Annotated in this window: 22 protein-coding genes; 8 read left to right on the forward strand and 14 right to left on the reverse strand. The window is 52.0% G+C overall.

Translation table 11 applies throughout. The features are described from left to right. The first annotated feature begins 250 nt into the window (after positions 1–250). From cydP to cydX, 4 genes are read left to right on the forward strand one after another with little or no spacing between them, the layout of a single operon-like run. Complete coding sequence (gene cydP / locus SPV1_RS09805; protein ID WP_231288369.1) at positions 251–430, forward strand: cytochrome oxidase putative small subunit CydP; 180 nt, start codon at positions 251–253, stop codon at positions 428–430. Beyond that, positions 430–1,953, forward strand: coding sequence for a cytochrome ubiquinol oxidase subunit I (locus SPV1_RS09810; protein ID WP_009851029.1), 1,524 nt, complete (start codon positions 430–432; stop codon positions 1,951–1,953). The genes cydP and SPV1_RS09810 overlap by 1 nt, the downstream gene beginning before the upstream one ends. 17 nt (positions 1,954–1,970) lie before the next feature. Then, positions 1,971–3,104, forward strand: a complete 1,134-nt coding sequence (gene cydB / locus SPV1_RS09815; protein ID WP_009851030.1) for a cytochrome d ubiquinol oxidase subunit II — start codon at positions 1,971–1,973, stop codon at positions 3,102–3,104. Positions 3,105–3,116: 12 nt separating this feature from the next. Then, positions 3,117–3,239, forward strand: coding sequence for a cytochrome bd-I oxidase subunit CydX (gene cydX / locus SPV1_RS14190; RefSeq protein ID WP_009851031.1), 123 nt, complete (start codon positions 3,117–3,119; stop codon positions 3,237–3,239). Between the two features lie 223 nt (positions 3,240–3,462). Here cydX and SPV1_RS09825 read toward each other — a convergent pair whose 3' ends face one another. From SPV1_RS09825 to SPV1_RS09845, 5 genes are all read right to left on the reverse strand, one after another. Beyond that, positions 3,463–3,972, reverse strand: a complete 510-nt coding sequence (locus tag SPV1_RS09825; RefSeq protein WP_231288370.1) for a cytochrome c — start codon at positions 3,970–3,972, stop codon at positions 3,463–3,465. Positions 3,973–4,065: 93 nt separating this feature from the next. Further along, entirely contained in the window at positions 4,066–4,302 is a 237-nt protein-coding gene (locus SPV1_RS09830) for a thioredoxin family protein (protein WP_040881811.1), read from the reverse strand. An 11-nt stretch (positions 4,303–4,313) separates the two neighbouring features. Beyond that, a complete protein-coding gene (locus tag SPV1_RS09835; RefSeq protein ID WP_009851034.1) occupies positions 4,314–5,336 on the reverse strand; it encodes a permease in 1,023 nt (340 codons plus the stop codon). Between the two features lie 106 nt (positions 5,337–5,442). Then, a complete protein-coding gene (locus tag SPV1_RS09840; protein ID WP_009851035.1) occupies positions 5,443–5,976 on the reverse strand; it encodes a sigma-70 family RNA polymerase sigma factor in 534 nt (177 codons plus the stop codon). 60 nt (positions 5,977–6,036) lie between these two features. Continuing rightward, entirely contained in the window at positions 6,037–6,945 is a 909-nt protein-coding gene (locus SPV1_RS09845) for a LysR family transcriptional regulator (RefSeq protein WP_009851036.1), read from the reverse strand. Positions 6,946–7,050: 105 nt separating this feature from the next. Here SPV1_RS09845 and SPV1_RS09850 point away from each other — a divergent pair, with 105 nt between their 5' ends. After that, entirely contained in the window at positions 7,051–8,079 is a 1,029-nt protein-coding gene (locus SPV1_RS09850) for a YeiH family protein (protein ID WP_009851037.1), read from the forward strand. Between the two features lie 92 nt (positions 8,080–8,171). On the opposite strand, the gene SPV1_RS09855 is transcribed toward SPV1_RS09850, so the two are convergent. The 4 genes from SPV1_RS09855 to trxC all read right to left on the reverse strand — a co-directional run bounded on the left by SPV1_RS09855 (position 8,172) and on the right by trxC (position 9,780). Next, positions 8,172–8,645, reverse strand: a complete 474-nt coding sequence (locus tag SPV1_RS09855) for a hypothetical protein (protein WP_009851038.1) — start codon at positions 8,643–8,645, stop codon at positions 8,172–8,174. Continuing rightward, positions 8,642–8,950 (reverse strand): hypothetical protein, encoded by a 309-nt coding sequence (locus SPV1_RS09860; RefSeq protein WP_009851039.1) that lies wholly within the window; start codon positions 8,948–8,950, stop codon positions 8,642–8,644. The genes SPV1_RS09855 and SPV1_RS09860 overlap by 4 nt, the downstream gene beginning before the upstream one ends. Further along, positions 8,934–9,203 (reverse strand): hypothetical protein, encoded by a 270-nt coding sequence (locus SPV1_RS09865; RefSeq protein WP_009851040.1) that lies wholly within the window; start codon positions 9,201–9,203, stop codon positions 8,934–8,936. The genes SPV1_RS09860 and SPV1_RS09865 overlap by 17 nt, the downstream gene beginning before the upstream one ends. A gap of 139 nt (positions 9,204–9,342) precedes the next feature. Continuing rightward, a complete protein-coding gene (trxC, locus tag SPV1_RS09870; protein ID WP_009851041.1) occupies positions 9,343–9,780 on the reverse strand; it encodes a thioredoxin TrxC in 438 nt (145 codons plus the stop codon). 160 nt (positions 9,781–9,940) lie between these two features. Between trxC and SPV1_RS09875 the strand changes: the two genes are divergently transcribed. The 3 genes from SPV1_RS09875 to SPV1_RS09885 are packed head-to-tail and all read left to right on the forward strand — an operon-like array spanning position 9,941 to position 12,335. Next, complete coding sequence (locus SPV1_RS09875; protein WP_009851043.1) at positions 9,941–11,503, forward strand: YifB family Mg chelatase-like AAA ATPase; 1,563 nt, start codon at positions 9,941–9,943, stop codon at positions 11,501–11,503. Between the two features lie 14 nt (positions 11,504–11,517). Then, complete coding sequence (locus tag SPV1_RS09880; protein WP_231288372.1) at positions 11,518–12,087, forward strand: sigma-70 family RNA polymerase sigma factor; 570 nt, start codon at positions 11,518–11,520, stop codon at positions 12,085–12,087. After that, positions 12,084–12,335 (forward strand): zf-HC2 domain-containing protein, encoded by a 252-nt coding sequence (locus tag SPV1_RS09885; RefSeq protein ID WP_009851045.1) that lies wholly within the window; start codon positions 12,084–12,086, stop codon positions 12,333–12,335. The genes SPV1_RS09880 and SPV1_RS09885 overlap by 4 nt, the downstream gene beginning before the upstream one ends. A 50-nt stretch (positions 12,336–12,385) precedes the next feature. Here the strand turns inward: SPV1_RS09885 and SPV1_RS09890 are convergent, their stop codons facing one another. The 5 genes from SPV1_RS09890 to pgi form a co-directional block, all read right to left on the reverse strand. Then, the gene (locus SPV1_RS09890; RefSeq protein WP_009851046.1) at positions 12,386–13,192 is read right to left on the reverse strand and encodes an adenylate/guanylate cyclase domain-containing protein; all 807 of its coding nucleotides are present in this window, start codon (positions 13,190–13,192) and stop codon (positions 12,386–12,388) included. A 171-nt stretch (positions 13,193–13,363) separates the two neighbouring features. Beyond that, on the reverse strand, positions 13,364–14,455 hold the full coding sequence (locus SPV1_RS09895) for a TolB family protein (RefSeq protein WP_009851047.1): 1,092 nt from the start codon (positions 14,453–14,455) through the stop codon (positions 13,364–13,366). Positions 14,456–14,467: 12 nt separating this feature from the next. Further along, positions 14,468–15,559: a TolB family protein gene (locus tag SPV1_RS09900; protein WP_009851048.1), complete on the reverse strand. Its 1,092-nt coding sequence runs from the start codon at positions 15,557–15,559 to the stop codon at positions 14,468–14,470. A gap of 158 nt (positions 15,560–15,717) precedes the next feature. Continuing rightward, positions 15,718–15,954: a plasmid partition protein ParG gene (locus SPV1_RS09905; protein WP_009851049.1), complete on the reverse strand. Its 237-nt coding sequence runs from the start codon at positions 15,952–15,954 to the stop codon at positions 15,718–15,720. A 65-nt stretch (positions 15,955–16,019) separates the two neighbouring features. Further along, positions 16,020–17,666, reverse strand: a complete 1,647-nt coding sequence (gene pgi, locus SPV1_RS09910) for a glucose-6-phosphate isomerase (protein ID WP_009851050.1) — start codon at positions 17,664–17,666, stop codon at positions 16,020–16,022. Positions 17,667–17,841: the final 175 nt, after the last annotated feature.

Genomic DNA, 17,841 nt, shown 5'->3' on the forward strand with positions numbered 1-17,841 from the left:
GATGCTATAAATACGTCTGTGACAAAGTCACCGTAAACGCAATGAACAGATGATAACGACTACCCACACCCCACGATGGAAGCCTCCCCTGTGCCACTCGTAAGTACGCGGAAATACTATATACGTCATTTTTTCTTTATTTTACGGCTAATTGTTGATGCTCGGCCTGCCCTCTACTGTGTGCTTATCAGGCTAATATAAAATAATATTAATTGACAAATTATTTTATTCTAATATGGTGCTTCATGTTATGAGAAATAAACTGACCCGCGAACTTGCTGCCGCCCTGGCAATCAAAGTGCTGTTCATCATACTAATATGGCAGACATTCTTTTCCGGCCCATCCCGGGAAATGAACACCAAAGAGCAGATCCTGGGCGGAATAAACAGGGCTACGGTTACTACAGGAATAAAAGGAGAGACCCGATAATGGATTCGCTTGTTGAAATTTCGCGGATGCAATTTGCATTTACCGCGCTGGTTCATTTTGTATTTGTACCACTAACTCTGGGGCTCAGTTTTCTACTGGTCATTATGGAAACTGTCTATGTCATCACCGGCAATGAGATATATCGCTCGATGACACAGTTCTGGGGCAAGCTGTTCGGTATCAATTTTGCCATGGGCGTCGCCACTGGCCTGACGATGGAGTTCCAGTTCGGCACCAACTGGGCCTATTACTCACACTATGTTGGCGATATTTTCGGCGTACCGCTGGCCATCGAAGGCATGATGGCATTCTTTCTTGAGTCTACATTTGTCGGCCTGTTTTTTGTCGGGTGGAAGCGGCTAACCAAATATCAGCATCTGCTGGTTACCTTCCTCGTGGCGCTGGGCTCCAATATGTCTGCGCTGTGGATTCTGATTGCCAATGGCTGGATGCAGAACCCTGTCGGTGCTGCATTTAATGCCGAAACGATGCGTATGGAGTTAACCAGCTTTTCCGATCTGCTGTTTAACCCGGTCGCACAATCAAAATTCGTTCATACGGTGAGCGCCGGTTATGTCACCGGCAGCGTCTTTGTACTGGCGATCAGCGCGTGGTATCTGCTCAAGGGCAGACATATCGAATTTGCCAAACGTTCCTTTGCGATTGCAGCGGGCTTCGGACTGGCAGGCATCGCTTCGGCAATCGTGCTGGGGGATGAGTCCGGTTACACCATCGGAGATGTGCAGAAAGCCAAAATGGCGGCTATCGAGGCGGAGTGGGAAACCCAGCCGGCCCCGGCCAGCTTCACCCTCATCGGCCTGCCGGATCAGGATGCCATGCAAACCCGTTATGCTATTCAGGTTCCCTATGCGTTGGGATTGATTGCTACCCGCTCGATCGATAAACCGGTCGAGGGGCTCAAAGAGATCATCACACACAACGAAGCGCGCATCAAAGACGGCATCATCGCTTATGGTGCACTACAGCAGATGCACAAGGGACAAAAAGATGCAGCCACCATTGGGCTGTTGAAGGCGCATGAGGAAAATCTCGGTTATGCCCTGCTGCTGCGTAAATATACACCGAATGTGGTCGATGCCACAGATGCGCAGATTCATGAGGCAGCTATGCATTCCGTACCCAGAGTGGCACCGCTGTTTTTCACCTTCCGCATCATGGTAGCCACCGGCTTCATGTTGTTGCTGCTCTTCGTGTTATCCGCATGGGCAGTCTATAAAAATAATTTCATGGATAAACCATGGCTGCTCAAAATGGCAATGTGGTCGCTGCCATTACCATGGATTGCGGCGGAGCTGGGGTGGTTTGTCGCTGAATACGGGCGTCAGCCGTGGACCATCAGCGGTATTTTACCGACGTGGCTATCCACATCGAGTCTCACTGCCGGTTCGGTCACCGCCAGCTTCATTGCCTTTGTGCTGTTCTATTCGGCACTAAGCATTGCCGAGATGTATCTAATGATTAAATACGCCCGCAAGGGCCCTGCACTACTGAATGCACATTGATACAGGGAGAGTAAATCATGTTCGATTATGAAACTTTAAAACTAATCTGGTGGGCTCTGGTCGGCGTACTGCTGATCGGATTTGCACTAACCGATGGATTCGATCTGGGTGTGGGTGCCTTGCTGCGTATTGTCGGTAAAAATGACGATGAACGTCGCGTCATCATCAATTGCGTCGGTCCGACATGGGATGGCAATCAGGTCTGGCTGATTCTGGGGGCAGGCGCAGTATTCGCCGCCTGGCCGGTAGTCTATGCCGTCTCATTTTCGGTACTCTATCCGGCCATGCTGGCTGCCCTGTTTGCACTCTTCTTCCGACCTACAGGGTTTGAATACCGGAGCAAGCTGACCTCACTACAATGGCGCGGATTCTGGGACTGGGCCCTGACGGCTGGCGGTGCCCTGCCGGCCATCGTGTTCGGCGCAGCGTTTGGTTTGATGCTGACCGGCATTCCGTTCCACTTTGATGCGGAAATGCGCGTGGTGATGGATGGCGGTATTCTCGACACCCTCTCCCCGTTCGCCATTCTGGCCGGACTGGTTTCACTGGCCATGTTGATGATGCATGGCGCGGCCTTCCTGAATGTCAAAACCCGCGCTGCCGTACAAACACAGGCCAGACAGGCGCTGAGGTTCACTGCCATCGCATTTATCGTACTCTTCGCGCTCGCCGGCTATTGGGTGATCTATCACCTTCAGGGGTATCATGTCGCTACGATTGGCAACATGAATGCAGGCCTGGCACCTACGGATAAACACGTGGTTATGGCTGTCGGCGCATGGATGCAGAACTTTTATGATATGCCGTGGATGTGGATTGCACCGGCGATGGGATTTGTCGGGGCTCTGGCGGCTATCGTGCTATCTGCATTACCCGTCACAGCGTTTCTGGCCACCGGCATCAGCGTAACCGGTGTAGTTCTGACTGCCGGCTTCGCCCTGTTTCCATTCATGCTGCCCTCCAGCAGCATGGCTGATCATAGCCTGACGGTATGGGATTCGAGCTCCAGCGAACACTCACTCTGGCTGATGGTGGTTGCCGCAGTGATTTTTGTGCCATTGATTCTCGCCTATACAACCTGGGTGTACCGCGTGCTGCGTGGCCCGGTTCTGGTTGAGGATGTTCGCCGTGATGAATACGGCATGTATTAAGGAGATATGACAATGTGGTATTTTGCATGGATTCTGGGTGTATTGCTGGCTTGCGCGATGGGCGTCCTGGCAGCTGTATGGTTTGAGTTTCACAAAGATGATATAACACCTGATAAAGGTCTGAAGCACCGGTAAAAAGCGAGTATGCGCGACTGAAAAGGCAGTTTATTTCAGTCGCGCATACTCCACAAAACAGGGCTCTTCACAGCTAATCTATATTATAGGATATGCATATTATCCTATTGAAATAAAAGATATAAACTGACTTATACATATCTGTTTGTCGCGCCGGATCTCAAAGCCAACAGCTTAGAGCACCACTGTCTCTGGCAAGCTTGAAAATTGCACGAATGCTTTTTTACTGACGATAGGTTGCGTGGCACTGAATGCAGTAATTCATCGTATCACCAAGTGCAATCAATGACTGCTTCGTATCACCTTTTTTCAGCACCTCAGCCAGGTGAGCAGCGCTCTGATGAAACGATTGAGCCAGAGACCTGAACGCCTCGTTTTTCATGCCCTTGCACATTTTCCCCATTCGCTTTCCCATGCCCAGGTTTCGGGTTGCTGTATCCGATGCCTTATCAAAATCCCCCGCTGCAATGGCATCTATAATATCTTTTACTGCTTCCAGGTGGATGCGCATTTTTGCCTTTTGCCTCACCTTCATCCGTTCCGGAATACCGGCTGATTCGCGTTCATCAACCATCGGCTGCATGCCTTTTCCCATCATGCCGCCGCCCTGCCCCATCATCCGTCCCATCTGCATGCCCGGGCGCATCTCTGTTGCAGAATCTGCAGCCAATGCACTGACGGAGAGTGACGCACAAGCAATAATACCGCATGCTATCCATCTGTATGTTTTCATTTTGACCTCCTGTTTGTGAACCACCCTGCCGGATGCTCCCTTGTGGCCCGATAACAGGCCTGCTTGATGACTGCTATGCTGTAACAAACCAGCTTACTGCGACAGCCATAAATCAATCTCCTTGCGACTCGGTAATCCACCGGCATGCACCACTTCACCATCCACCACTATGCCCGGCGTAGACATCACGCCATAGGAGATAATCGCCTGCATATCTTCCACTTTCTCCAGTACAATTTTCACATTCTTCTCTTCAGCTGCAGCAGCAATCATCTCCATTGTTTTCCTGCAGCTGTTGCAACCACTGCCGAGCACCTTTATCTCTTTCATCACCATCTCCTTTATAATAACAGATTGAATATCAGACCGACTGTTAAAATACCGCCTGCCACTACACCAACAAACACGGCAATAAGCCGCATTTTCAGAACCTTGCGCAAGATCACCATTTCAGGGAAAGAGAGTGCAATCACGCTCATCATAAACGCCAGCACCGTGCCCAGAGCCGCACCCTTGGCGAGCAAGGCTTCAACAACAGGAATAATACCGGCAGCGTTGGAATACATCGGCACACCGATCAGGATCGCGGCCGGCACAGACCACCATGCGGCATCCTTGCCCATAAGGCCGGCCATATAGTCCTGCGGCACATAACCGTGAATGCCCGCACCAATGGCCACACCGATCACCACATAGAGCCAGACACGACCGACAATCTCTTTCACCGCGTTGAAACCGGCATGCAGTCGATCAGCCATATTGATGGACACCGTTTTAACAGCAGGATCGACTTTTGCCATATCACGCACCCAATCTTCCAGATACGCTTCCATCTTCAGCCGGCCGATCACCCAGCCGGCAACAATCGCAATTGATAGCCCCAACCCCAGATACAGCAGTGCGACTTTCCAACCCACCAGTGCAAACAACAGGGTGAGCGCCACTTCATTGACCATGGGGGCTGCAACCAGAAATGAGAATGTGATGCCCAATGGCACACCGGCCTGCACAAAACCGATGAACAGGGGTACCGCCGAGCAGGAGCAGAACGGCGTTACAATACCGAGCAGAGCAGCCATGATATTCCCCACGCCTTCTCGCTTGCCTGCCAACAGGCTGCGCGTACGCTCCGGCGTGAACCATGAGTTAATCATGCCCATCACCATCACAACAGCAGTGAGTAACATCAGTACTTTGGGGGCTTCATAAATCAGGAATTGCAGGCTGCCTGCCAGGTGACTCTGTTGATCCACCGGCAACAGAGCCGTTAATGCTGCAGCACCGCCGGCCAGATTGGCGTAGATAACACCCCATAACAGAGCAGCTATCAACAAAAACAGCCTCGGGTAGCGATCGGGCACCATTTTCAGAGCGCTTAGCGAAGCAGATTGAACTGCATGTGACATCTCAATACCTCTTTCTTATAGCATCATAACAGAAGACGAACGAAGCTGTAAAAAGATGCAGGTATTATTTCAAGGGTGGTCTGGGCACAAAACTGCAGACATGGCCGCTTTCATCAAGGCGAACCTGACAATTCTCCTCCAGTGTTTGACGCAGGCGCCGCCGCGCCCGTTGAATGCGGGATTTTACTGCCGGCAGGCTTAAGCCCTTTAAGCTCGCAAACTGTTGCTGCGACATACCGTTAATATCGCAGCAGTTAATCACCTCTCTGTCACCTGCAGACAGTTCGGAGAGGACACGTGGAATACATTCGGAGAGGTTATCTACCGTTTCAGTCTCCGGTAGGTCTGCCGCAATGTCATCAGGCAATTCGACCAGCTCGCGTGTAAGTCGGTAACGGTCAATCAAGGCATTGCGGGTTACCCGATAGAGCCACGCGCGCGCATTCTCAACCGTACAGAAGCGCTCTCCCTGTAACATCGCCTTCTCGAACACATCCTGTAACAGATCATCAGCATCTGCCGCATTATCCAGCCGACTGATGAGCCAGCCGCGCAATTCTGCCTCATGATTATGCCACGCCCTGATCAGACACTTCAAACCAATACCCCTGTTTTATCCGCTGCTGACCCCACTACCTCTGCCGGATCACAAGCGTATCTATTCATCTTTGGCATCCATAAGACGCTTCTTGACATACGGAATGATAAAATCGGCAAAAATATGTGCTACAGGTGAAGCATGCGCCGGCATCAACAGACTCATCGGCCGAACCAGCTGCGGTGTAAACGGGCGTGTTGTCAAAATGCTTTCACCCGTAGGCAAGCAGAATTGCGATACCACACCGATTCCAAGCCCCTGGCGCACGGCCTCCAGTACTGCCGATACGCCGCCCAGACAGAGATGTACTTCCGGCCGTCGGCCTGTTTCCGTCATCATGGCCTGCTCCAGCACATCCCGCGTTCCTGACCCGGCCTCGCGCCAGATGAGTGGATACATTGCCAGCTCACTCAGCTCGATTGCCGGTTGGGCAGCCAGCGGATGGTCAGGTCGCATCACGGCGACAATCCTGTCATGTCCAAGCAGCTCTACACTGCAGCAATCAGGCACAGCCGTCGGCAACAGACTCTCGACCAACCCAAGATCATGTGTGTCCATACGGTCAAACACCTGTTGACTATTGGCACTATCGACAAAAATCTCAATTTCAGGATATAACTGATTAAATAGTACCAGAGCCGCCGGCAGAAAAGAGCCGGCAATCGTCTGGCTGGCAGCCAGACGAACGCGTCCGGCAGTCAGCCCCTGCAACCCATCGGCAAACAGCTCTGTCTGCTGCAAACTATGCTGTACCTGCAAAGCATGGCGATAAAATATCTCGCCTGTTGAGGTCAGAACCACGCCGCGCCCCTGCCGACGATATAGCGGTACACCGACACTGTCCTGCAAGCGCTTTAACTGGTTGGATATGGCCGGTTGAGTCAGGTGGCGCGCTGCTGCAGCCATACTGACACTGCCGGTCTGAGCCAGAGCGACGAAGCTGAGTAATTGATCAGGGTTGAGACGCATCGGCCTATGATATCACTGACAGTGATATGTTTCATTACAAACCATCATTATTAATCACCAATATCTGTTTATAAGATTTGCCACCGTATTTTCAGGAGGTGATGCTTGTTCAGTCCCAATAAACGCGCAGATACAATCAATGGCATTCTGTTTGTCTCACTATTTGCACTGGCCGCAATACAAATCAGCCAGTGGTCCTGGATAAAGCACGCGGGAATCAGCCCACTGATTGTCGGCATTTTGCTGGGCATTCTGTATGCCAATACGCTGCATCACCGGCTGCCTGAAGAGTGGTTGCCAGGCATCAGTTTTTCAGCCCGAAAAATACTGCGACTGGCTGTCATTCTCTATGGTTTTTATATCTCCATTCAGGAGGTGCTGGCCATTGGCTGGGCAGGTGCCGGCACTGCTGCCATTATGATGAGCAGCACATTGTTACTGGCTTACTGGCTGGGCGTATATCTATTGGGTATGGACAAACAAACAGCCCTGTTAACCGGTGCCGGCAGTGCAATATGTGGCGCTGCAGCCATTCTGGCTTTTGAACCGGTCATCAAGGCCAAAGGCCACCAGACAGCGGCGGCAGTCGCGACTGTAGTCTTGTTCGGCACAATCTCCATGTTGCTCTATCCGATGTTGTTTGATCTGGGAATACTTAACCTGAGCAGCAGCGGTTGGGGCATTTATATCGGCGCAACCGTACATGAAGTCGCGCAGGTGGTTGGTGCAGCCAGTGATATAGGGCAAACGGTGTGCGATGATGCTGTCATTGTAAAAATGACACGGGTGATGCTGATTGTACCCACACTATTATTGGTCGGCTGGTGGTGGGCCAGGCAACAAATAGTAGAGACAAGCAATAAGCGCGCGCCGCTGACCATACCCTGGTTCGCACTGGGATTTCTCGGCGTCGTGTTATTTAACTCACTGCACCTGTTGCCTGCATCCCGGGTGGAGCAGTTACAGCAGGTCGATCAGTTTCTGCTGACCATGGCCATGACGGCACTGGGTATGGAAACCAGTGTGAAAAAGCTAAAGGGAGTCGGTATTAAACCGTTTGTATTAGCCGCTCTGCTATTTATCTGGCTGATCGGAGGCGGCTATACAATGACCTATCTGCTGACCTGGAGATAAGTAGAGCTGCTCAAGCCCTTGCCATCATCAAAACAATGCTGTCTTGTCAGATTGCCGGCAAAGGAGGGTGCCATTAGCGAATGCTCAGGTATTCAGGAAACCGGCCTTGGTTTTTCATCACCCTTGATCAGACGCACCAGCATCAGCGCCATCAGTGCCAGCCCGATCATGGAAAATGCGCCCAATCCTTTTGATTTCAACCACTGGCAGAAAAACACCCATGCAGCCAGGGAGAGAAATACTGCAATACCGCCCACCATTTGCAGGATAAACTCAGTGACGCCGCCGGCTCGTTTACCCGCCGCAAAAATCGCCTTAAACGGTGCTTTCAGTATTGCTTCCAGTTTCAGAAAATAATGCGGACGCTTGAACAACAGCCAGCCAAAACCGACCAGCATCAGTGCAAAGATAGCATAATCAACCAGTAACAGGCTGAGATCCACATTGTCCATCCATTCCGGCGGTGTCTGCCGGGTGGTATAGGCTTCGCCTGTATCCAGCGGGTCCGCCAGTGCGCTCGTCGGAATCATCATAGCGGTCGCCGCCATCCATCGCATGGTTTTCATAAGGCATCCCTCTCTTTTTGTCGTTCTTCCGCGCTGCGCATGGCTTCCAGTCCAAGCGTCATGGCAAACAACATACCACCGGCAGCCGTAGCATGCCATTCATGGGCATTAAGCCAGTGACATAATAACAGCCATCCAACCACGGTCGGCCCGAACACAAGCAGCTGCCGGCCAGGCCCCCTGCCCCGGCAAAGACGCCACAACAGGTATGGAGTCATGCAAAACCAGGTCTGGCGATAGTGATACCCGTACCAGCACGCCCCTCCAATCAGCAGAAACAGAAAAAAATCAATGGCCGTGTTCATTTGGTATCCTGCAACTGGTTTCAGCACCCGGAGTGAGCAAGCGCAATACTATCCATAAAATCGGCCAGCCATGCCAGAACAGATCAAAAATATCTACCGGTTTGACCAGTGTCCCGTCAAACAGCATGCGTACTTTTTGCAGCAGATGCGGTTCAGGGAAGACCGGCATTACGCCCAGCAATATTGCTGCAAAAACCAGCATGGTCATGGACGGGCAATGCAACCAGTTCAGCATTCGCATTTTAATACTCATCGCTCAATTCTCCTCTGACATCATTCTGTTTAGCCGGCGGGATAACCATATCCACACACAATCCGGATACAGACTGCAACGAACAGAAGCAGACTGAGCTGTCGCTGCCAACATCAACAACGACACGTTGATATATGACTTATGAAAGCCAGGGCTGCAATCGCTGAGCCAATGCCGCAGCAGGCATGGCTCCATTCAGGGTATCCACCACTTTGCCATCTCTCACCACCAACATCGTCGGAACTGAACGAATAGCATAGCGATCGGCCAACGCGGGGTTTTTGTCAATATCGACCTTCACTACCCTGACTTTGCCTGCAAAGCTTGTCGCCAGCTTCTCCAGCTCCGGAGCCAGCATCTTGCACGGGCCGCACCACGCAGCCCAGAAATCCACCAATACCGGGATGGGAGAGCTCAACACCGTTTCTGCAAAATCTGATTCGTTACAATGCATAACCGGATTAACAGGCAGGTCAGCACCGCAACGACCGCAGCGTACCTGCTGAGTCTTGCCGAGAACCGGTATGCGATTGCGTACGCCGCAATGCGGGCAATCGATAAACCCTGATTGAGTCATATCCACTCCGTCATGCGCCCCATTTTAAATAAGTTCATTATATTATTCAAGGTTAATACAAACCCTCTTTGACGGCTAACCCCTTTGTATTGCAGCAAAGTCATTTCCTGCATATCGCGAAGTTCGTGATTTCCCAATTCAACAATCGTAGGCTGCCATCATGTTAGCCCGATTACACAGCGCATCCCTGAGAGGACTGGATGCGGAACATGTGGATGTAGAGGTGGACCTCTCCAGAGGCCTGCCCTGCTGGACGCTGGTAGGGCTTGGTGAGGCAGCGGTAAGGGAGGCGCGGGACCGGGTGCGCGCAGCCGTCGTCAATTCCGGGTTTGAATTTCCACTCAGGCGCATCACGGTCAACCTCTCCCCTGCCGACAGACGCAAGGATGGATCGCATTTCGACCTGCCCATCGCCATCGGTCTCCTCATGGCTTCCGGGCAACTCAATCGCCAGGAAAAACTCGCCCTGACTGCAGAGCCTCATCAGTCGTATCAACAACAAGCGGATATGCCATTTCTGATCGGAGAACTGGCGCTGGATGGACGACTGAACCCGGTATCCGGCGTATTGCCGCTGGTTCTCTTCGCCCGCAAGCACGGCTTTCACCATGTCATCGTACCTGCCGGCAATGAACAGGAGGCGGCGGCCATTGATGGTATGCATGTATATCCCGCCCCGAACCTGTTAGCGGTTGTACGTCACATCGAGGGCAGCGCAATGCTTCCGCCTGCCAGCATCACTCCTGACACAGCCTTGCTGCCCGCATTATCTGCCGATATGGCAGATGTACGCGGCCAGCAGCAGGCACGCCGTGTACTGGAGATTGCTGCAAGCGGAGGGCATCATTTACTGATGACCGGCAGCCCCGGTGTAGGCAAGAGCATGCTTGCACAGCGACTGCCCGGCATTATGCCGCCCCTGACGCGCGAACAGGCGCTGGAGGTCACACGTATCTACAGTATTTCCGGCGATACCAGTCGTCCTCCGATGAACCTGCAGCCACCGCTCAGGCAGCCGCACCACTCTGCATCCGACGTGGCCATCATCGGCGGAGGCGGCAATCCGCGACCCGGTGAGATATCCAAAGCCCATTTCGGCATCCTGTTTCTCGATGAGTTAGCCGAGCATAAACGCATTGTGCTGGAGACACTGCGGCAACCGCTGGAAGAGGGAAAAGTACGTATCGCGCGGGCCGCTGATTCCGTTGTCTTCCCTGCCCGCTTTCAGCTGATCGCCGCCATGAACCCCTGTCCGTGTGGCTATCTTGGCCACCCTGCCAAAGCATGCCGTTGCAGCCCGTCAGAGATCAGACGCTACATCAGCCGGATCTCAGGCCCTCTGCTGGATCGTTTTGACCTGCGCATCCATATCCCTCCGGTTGATCGTGAAGAGCTTTCCGGCATGCAGGCGGGAGAGAATTCTGCATCCATCCGCAAGCGCGTGCTGAACGCACGACATATTCAATACCACAGACTCGGAGAGGGTTGCGTTAATGCACGCATGACTACCCGTGACATTGAGCGATACGCCCGACCGGATGCGGCAGCTGCCAAACTGCTTGATGAAGCAATGAACCGTTTTTCCCTGTCAGCACGGAGCTATCACCGTATCCTGAAGGTGGCACGCACCATCGCTGATCTGGCTGCCGCAGAACAGATTGACAGCAGCCATATTGCAGAAGCACTGCAATATCGTGGCGAAGAGCTGTTCGACAGTGCTTGAAGGCTGATATCACTGTGACCGACAACAATAATCCGCACAACTGGCTGAACGATCACGGCGACTACCTCTATCGCTATGCCATGTCCCGGCTGCATGATGAGGAGCTGGCATCCGACCTGCTGCAGGAGACACTACTGGCCGGCTGGAAAGGACATGCAGGATTTTCCGGCAGCTCATCGGTTCGCACCTGGCTGGTTGGCATCATGAAACACAAGATTATCGATCATATCCGTAAAGAGATTCGCGAGCGCAATCTGGTGGAAAGCGTGGAGTCGGACCCTACCTCAGCCTATTTCGATGCTGATGGCAGCTGGCATGAAGCGCCGCAGGCCTGGCATGAAAACCCCGAAGCACTGTGCGCCAGCGGACAGTTCCATACTGTACTGGATCGATGTATCGAAAAGTTACCCGAGAAGCAGCAGCTGGTATTCCGTATGCGCGATGTCAGCGGAGAAGAGAGTGAGGCCGTATGTAATACCTGCGACATCAGCGCGACTCACCTGCACGTACTACTGCATCGGGCGCGTATGGCGTTGCGTTACTGCCTGCAACACCACTGGTTCAATCAGGAGGAGAAGTCATGAAGCATGCATGCCAGGAGGTCAGCAGGCTGGCATCCGACAGTCTGGATCGCCCACTCTCCCTGTTGGAGAAGTTGCGTTTTCACATCCATTTGTCGGTGTGCGGAAATTGCCGGAACTACACTGAAAACATGCACCTGATCCATAAGGCAACCGAGATGATGCAACAAACCAATTACGGTCACATCCGGCTGAGCCGGGAGCAGCAGCAGCGACTGCATGACATCCTGCACAGGGAAACCGGCGTCTGATACCCACAACGCTCACTCCAGCGCCAGGAGATAGTTCTCCGGCTACGGGCTTATTTGTCTTTCAAATCCCACACCCCGTCCCAGTCTGATGCAGGCGGGTGTTGAGATAACTGGTCACAGCGATCAGCCATCACACGCCCTATACCCAGGCCGAAGTCACGGTATACTTTTAAAAACAGCGCTTTTGCAGCAACCCACTCGCGCTTGCAGAATAAGTCGTAGGCTTCTGAGTAGTAAGGGATAGAGTTCATTTTTTTGTCAAATCTCGGGTCATTATCAACGAGAAGCTCATACAGAGCTACCGGCTCGCGAAAGTTTTTCAATCGTACCCGGTCAATGAATCGCCAGGAAAATCTCGCATCGCCTTTGATATATACTTCAGCACTGTTGAAAAAACTCTCTGAAATCAGAATCCTGGCATCATAGAACTTGGACATCCCCTCTATTCGGGCTGCTTCATGTACACCGATGCCGATCGGGTGATTGCGTTGATCCAGATAGTAATAGACCAGCGCTATATCCCCGACTGTAATGCCAAAACCGACATCAATATTCGGCCGGGTCACGCCTGCATCCGTTGATTCATTATACACACGCATACGTCCGGTCAGGCGATAAATATTTTCCAGGATGTATTTGGTATTATCTTCGGGGAAGATGGCCATCAATCCGTCGCCATAAATTTCCGTGTGCGTTTTATTGTGTCCCAGATACAGGTATTCATAAGAGGTCTTATGCACATCGAGAATGAATTTATCGTATGTGAATTCCTGTTCTTGGCTGTCACTGTTATTTCGGTACATACCCTGCTCAAAATTCAGCAGAATATCAGTGGAGTCCCGCAGATCGCAGAACATAATGATTCGTTTCGATTTTTCAGCGGCGGGTTGATCACTGCATGCAACAGCTGCCTGTTCAGCCCCTGATATTGCCTTATCAGGTCTATTTGTGCTTACCAAGAGATCTTGCTCCTTCGTGTAAGCATGCAGCGGACGAATCTCTCTGACCAGTCATACAGGAGTAAAAACTCAACTGACTTTTGCGGGCAGGAGAATCGTCCAGATATGGAAGCCGGACGTTCTTCCGCGTACCTGGTGGCTTTTACTCTCTTCACGACTGACCTTGCGGTCCGAATGGAAATAGATTCTGCCATTATTGGCAAAGCTGGGCGCGCCGTCGCTGGCCTTGTTGGTGGTCAGACGCGTCAGATTGCTACCATCACGACCGATCAGCCAGATGTCCCAATTACGCTGCTGCTTACTACTATGCCCGCCATCTTTATCATCTTCATCCTCATCACCGCGATTCGAGGTAAATGCGATCCAGCTGCCATCGGGGCTCCAGACAGGCTGGGCATCAACATGCTCACCGGAGGTCAGTTGTACCAGGTCCGAGCCGTCTGTATTCATCATGAACAGATGCCAGAAATGTCCATCCTGCATGGTAAATACCAGGCGTGAACCATCCGGCGAGAGCGCCGGGTTAGAGCCGGGAGAGAGCACCTTTTCAGCCCCCTGCTCAGTGATCAGGGTAAGGTTGTACTGATAACCACGTCTGTCCCAATCGATGAATGTGGCCTCTGTCTGTCTACCACGATGTCCAACAGCAGTGCCATGTTTTGGGGTCATGCGCGCAACAATCATCTCGCCATTGTTGAGTAGCACCGGGAATCGCAATTCGCCGTCCAGACGACGATACAACTTTCTGACTGATCCACCGTCTACCGGCTTCTCCCATAAATCCAGGCTGTTCTCACGGTAGGAAAGAAATGTCACCTTGTCCGGTCCATACCATGCGGCTGAATCCATTACCTGCTGATCGTAGTCGCTGACCACATTGATCGGATCACCATTTTCAAGCATCCGCTGCGATATAATCGATTTACCGCGATGCGTCGACACCACGAGCAGATGGTTACCATCCGGTGAAACCCTGGGATACATCTCATTTTCACCGGGCTCCAGGGTCAGCAGGCTGGCATGATCACCCGCGTCAGCCGACTCATCCGTATGCAGTGCCTTGCCTGCCTCTTCCAGCCAGTCCATCAGATCTGCCGCCTGCGACGCAGAAGGCACAGACAGCAGCAGCAGAAGGGTCAGGCTGACAAAAGATTGCTTCACAGACGCTGATCCCTACTTCAGCTTCAACTGCCAGATATTCCAGCCCGACGTCAGCTCGGTCTGGGGCTTTTCAGGATCGCGATTAGAGTGAAACACGACTGTATCCTTATCCATCCACGCAGGTCCGCCATCAACAGCGCGGCTGGCATTGGTCAGGCGAGTTATACTGTTGGTGTTCAGATCCATCATATAGATAGAAGTGCGGGTGACTGCACCGGCTGAGTCCCGATTCGATACAAACAGCACACGACTGCCATCCGGACTCCATGCCGGCTCAAAATCACCGAATGGAGAGTCGGTCAACTGGACCAGTTCACCACCGTTGATCTCCTGCATCCACAGATCGTAATTACCCTTCGTTTCACGCACAAATATCACTTTTCGTCCATCCGGTGAAATAGTGCCGTCAAAGGCATTGGGAATCATCGTCAGATCACCGCTCTTTCGGTCAAGTATATACAGCGATGGTGGATCGAATTTATTATCATTGCCTGCCTTGGTGGCCTTATAACCGGCCTTGATTCTGAAGTTATCGCCATCATAGGTGCGCCAGAGCTGTCCGATCAGTTCGGAATCCGGATGCTTGCCAAAAGAGCTCAGCATCTCATTCTGGCGCAATTTCTGAAACGGCGTATCAAAGCACCAGACCTGACCATCACTGCTGGCATTGAGGTGATAGGGAATCACGCCGCCACGGTAGGTCGCACCCGAGATAATAGCGAGGTGGCTCTCCCCGTGACCGCGCCACATCCAGGCGGAAATCGGCCCCAGTCGATTACTGACATAGCCGACCGAGCCATCCTGCACAGCCACGCCGAATCGGATAGCTTCATCCACAACCATCGGCTTTACTTCGCGCACTGCCGCCTTGGGAGAGAATTTAGAAACACGAACCACGCCACTATGATCCGGTACCATCGTGCTATACACCATAAAATCGCCAGCCACTGAGGGGTAGATGCTATCCACGCCCTTGGTAACAATTAACGGCGACACAGGATATAACGCATCCTGAGCCGTTTTATGGCCAGGTTCTGCTGAAAATACGGGTTGGCAAACAGTCATCGCGGCAGCGAATCCCGCCAGTAACAGTCTGGATTTCATTTAGCGCTCCTGTGTACAAAGCCTGTACAAATTATTGGTCGCAATCTTGCAAAACATTTGTTTGAACTGCTTGTGATCTGCGTCACAGATGAATGTATTTTAACGGCGTATTCACCCGCACCGCAAGCACAACGCCAGCGGGAGTGACAGCTTCCGAATCAGATTTTCCCTTCCGACTTTAAATCATTGAGTAAATCTTCATAGCTGATGACCGGTTCGTAATCCTGCGCCTCAAAAGCCATCAGGTTCTGATGATCCTCTGCCAGCAAAGCCTTAACAGCTTCGTTCACCACATCCGATATCGAACGGTTTGTACCTGCCGATTTCAGCTTCAGAGCCCTGTGAATATGCTCATCAAAATAAACCGTGCACTGTTTTGCTTTTGCTTCCGCCATATTTCGCACCTCTCTCATCCACGAGTGTAAAGTCAACACATTAAGACGTCAAAACATCAATGCGCCTACTCTTTCTGGTGCTTTTTATAGTAATTAATCAGACCATTGGTGGACGAGTCATGTCCATGGGTATCTTCAAAGTCGTCCAGTTCCGGCAGAATCTTCCGGGCCAGTTGTTTACCCAGCTCCACGCCCCACTGATCAAACGCATTCACATCCCATATCACACTTTGCACGAATGTTTTGTGCTCATACATCGCGATCAGGCTGCCGAGCGCATGCGGCGTCAACTTTTGAAACAGAATCGAGTTGGTCGGCCGATTGCCCGGAAACACCTTATGCGGCACCAGCGCTTCCAGCGCTTCGCCACTCAACCCCTCTTCGATCAGCTCCTGGCGCACTTCCTCTGCAGTTTTCCCCAGCATCAGCGCCTCGGTCTGGGCAAAGAAGTTGGACATCAGCATCGGATGATGACGCCCGACCGGATTTTTTGTTTCAACCGGCGCAAGAAAATCACAGGGTACCAGCTTGGTACCCTGATGGATCAACTGGTAAAAGGCATGCTGGCCGTTGGTGCCCGGCTCCCCCCAGATGATTGGACCTGTGGAGTAATCAACCAGCGTGCCATCATGTTTGACCCGCTTGCCACTGCTCTCCATATCACCCTGTTGAAAATAGGCCGGAAAACGGTGCATATACTGATCATAAGGCAACAACGCATGTGAATCCGCGTCAAAAAAGTTGTTATACCACACGCCCAGCACAGCCAGAATAACGGGAATATTCTCCTCCAGCGGAGCATGGCGAAAATGCTCATCCATCTCGTGCGCGCCGGAGAGCAGCTTCTCAAAATTATCCATGCCGATATACAGCGCAATGGAGAGTCCCACAGCACTCCACAACGAGTAGCGGCCACCCACCCAGTCCCAGAATTCGAACATATTAGCCGGATCGATCCCGAATGCGGCAACAGCCCGGGCATTGGTGGATACGGCAACAAAATGTTTGGCTACGGCCGTCTTGCTGCCGCCACGGGTAAGGAACCAGTCGCGAGCCGTACGCGCGTTGGTGATCGTTTCCTGTGTTGTGAACGTTTTGGAGACAATGACAAACAGTGTCGTTTCCCTATGCAGATGGCGCAGTGTCTCCACCATATGAGTGCCATCAATATTGGATACAAAATGCATATGGAGCATATCGCGACCAAACGGCGTCAGCGCTTCGGTTACCATCACAGGTCCGAGATCGGAACCGCCAATACCGATGTTCACAATATCGGTAATCGGTTTACCTGTACTGCCCAGCCACTCCCCTGAACGAACCGCTTCGGTAAACTCACGCATCTGCTTCAACACCCTGTTTACATCGGGCATCACATCCTGCCCATCCATCATGACAGGCCTGTTCGATCGATTTCGTAGCGCGGTGTGGAGGACGGCCCGATTTTCGGTATTGTTGATCTTTTCACCGTTGAACATGCGCTCCGTCCAGCCGGAGACATCACACTCCCTGGCAAGCTCTATCAACATTTTCATACTCTCTTTGGTAATGATGTTCTTGGAATAATCAACGAGAATATCATTGAAGTGCGCAGAGAATGTATCAAATCGATTGGCATCAGCCGCAAACAGCTCACGCATATGTACCTGTTTCATTTCTTCAGCATGCGCCGCCAGCTTTTTCCATGAATTCAGTTGCGTCAAATCAGACACGTGTCCCCTCCAGCATGTACTCATCACAATGCACATATAGTACCGACTCAGGAGGTGGAAGGCCAAATAAATTACACCACGCCATGATCCCTCTATGTCGTAATAGATATACCGGCGATAAAATTCTTACATTAGTTCATCCTGCCCGGAATGTGCTAGTCTTCACGCCTGATCA

It is taken from the genome of Mariprofundus ferrooxydans PV-1, assembly GCF_000153765.1.
Classification (GTDB): Bacteria; Pseudomonadota; Zetaproteobacteria; order Mariprofundales; family Mariprofundaceae; genus Mariprofundus; species Mariprofundus ferrooxydans.

Coding starts and splice junctions, on each gene's coding strand:
- cydP (WP_231288369.1), top strand. CDS start 251: ATGAGAAATAAACTGACCCGCGAACTTGCTGCCGCCCTGGCAATCAAA.
- SPV1_RS09810 (WP_009851029.1), top strand. CDS start 430: ATGGATTCGCTTGTTGAAATTTCGCGGATGCAATTTGCATTTACCGCG.
- cydB (WP_009851030.1), top strand. CDS start 1,971: ATGTTCGATTATGAAACTTTAAAACTAATCTGGTGGGCTCTGGTCGGC.
- cydX (WP_009851031.1), top strand. CDS start 3,117: ATGTGGTATTTTGCATGGATTCTGGGTGTATTGCTGGCTTGCGCGATG.
- SPV1_RS09825 (WP_231288370.1), bottom strand. CDS start 3,972: ATGAAAACATACAGATGGATAGCATGCGGTATTATTGCTTGTGCGTCA.
- SPV1_RS09830 (WP_040881811.1), bottom strand. CDS start 4,302: ATGAAAGAGATAAAGGTGCTCGGCAGTGGTTGCAACAGCTGCAGGAAA.
- SPV1_RS09835 (WP_009851034.1), bottom strand. CDS start 5,336: ATGGTGCCCGATCGCTACCCGAGGCTGTTTTTGTTGATAGCTGCTCTG.
- SPV1_RS09845 (WP_009851036.1), bottom strand. CDS start 6,945: ATGCGTCTCAACCCTGATCAATTACTCAGCTTCGTCGCTCTGGCTCAG.
- SPV1_RS09855 (WP_009851038.1), bottom strand. CDS start 8,645: ATGAAAACCATGCGATGGATGGCGGCGACCGCTATGATGATTCCGACG.
- SPV1_RS09860 (WP_009851039.1), bottom strand. CDS start 8,950: ATGAACACGGCCATTGATTTTTTTCTGTTTCTGCTGATTGGAGGGGCG.
- SPV1_RS09865 (WP_009851040.1), bottom strand. CDS start 9,203: ATGAGTATTAAAATGCGAATGCTGAACTGGTTGCATTGCCCGTCCATG.
- trxC (WP_009851041.1), bottom strand. CDS start 9,780: ATGACTCAATCAGGGTTTATCGATTGCCCGCATTGCGGCGTACGCAAT.
- SPV1_RS09875 (WP_009851043.1), top strand. CDS start 9,941: ATGTTAGCCCGATTACACAGCGCATCCCTGAGAGGACTGGATGCGGAA.
- SPV1_RS09885 (WP_009851045.1), top strand. CDS start 12,084: ATGAAGCATGCATGCCAGGAGGTCAGCAGGCTGGCATCCGACAGTCTG.
- SPV1_RS09890 (WP_009851046.1), bottom strand. CDS start 13,192: ATGTTCTGCGATCTGCGGGACTCCACTGATATTCTGCTGAATTTTGAG.
- SPV1_RS09900 (WP_009851048.1), bottom strand. CDS start 15,559: ATGAAATCCAGACTGTTACTGGCGGGATTCGCTGCCGCGATGACTGTT.
- SPV1_RS09905 (WP_009851049.1), bottom strand. CDS start 15,954: ATGGCGGAAGCAAAAGCAAAACAGTGCACGGTTTATTTTGATGAGCAT.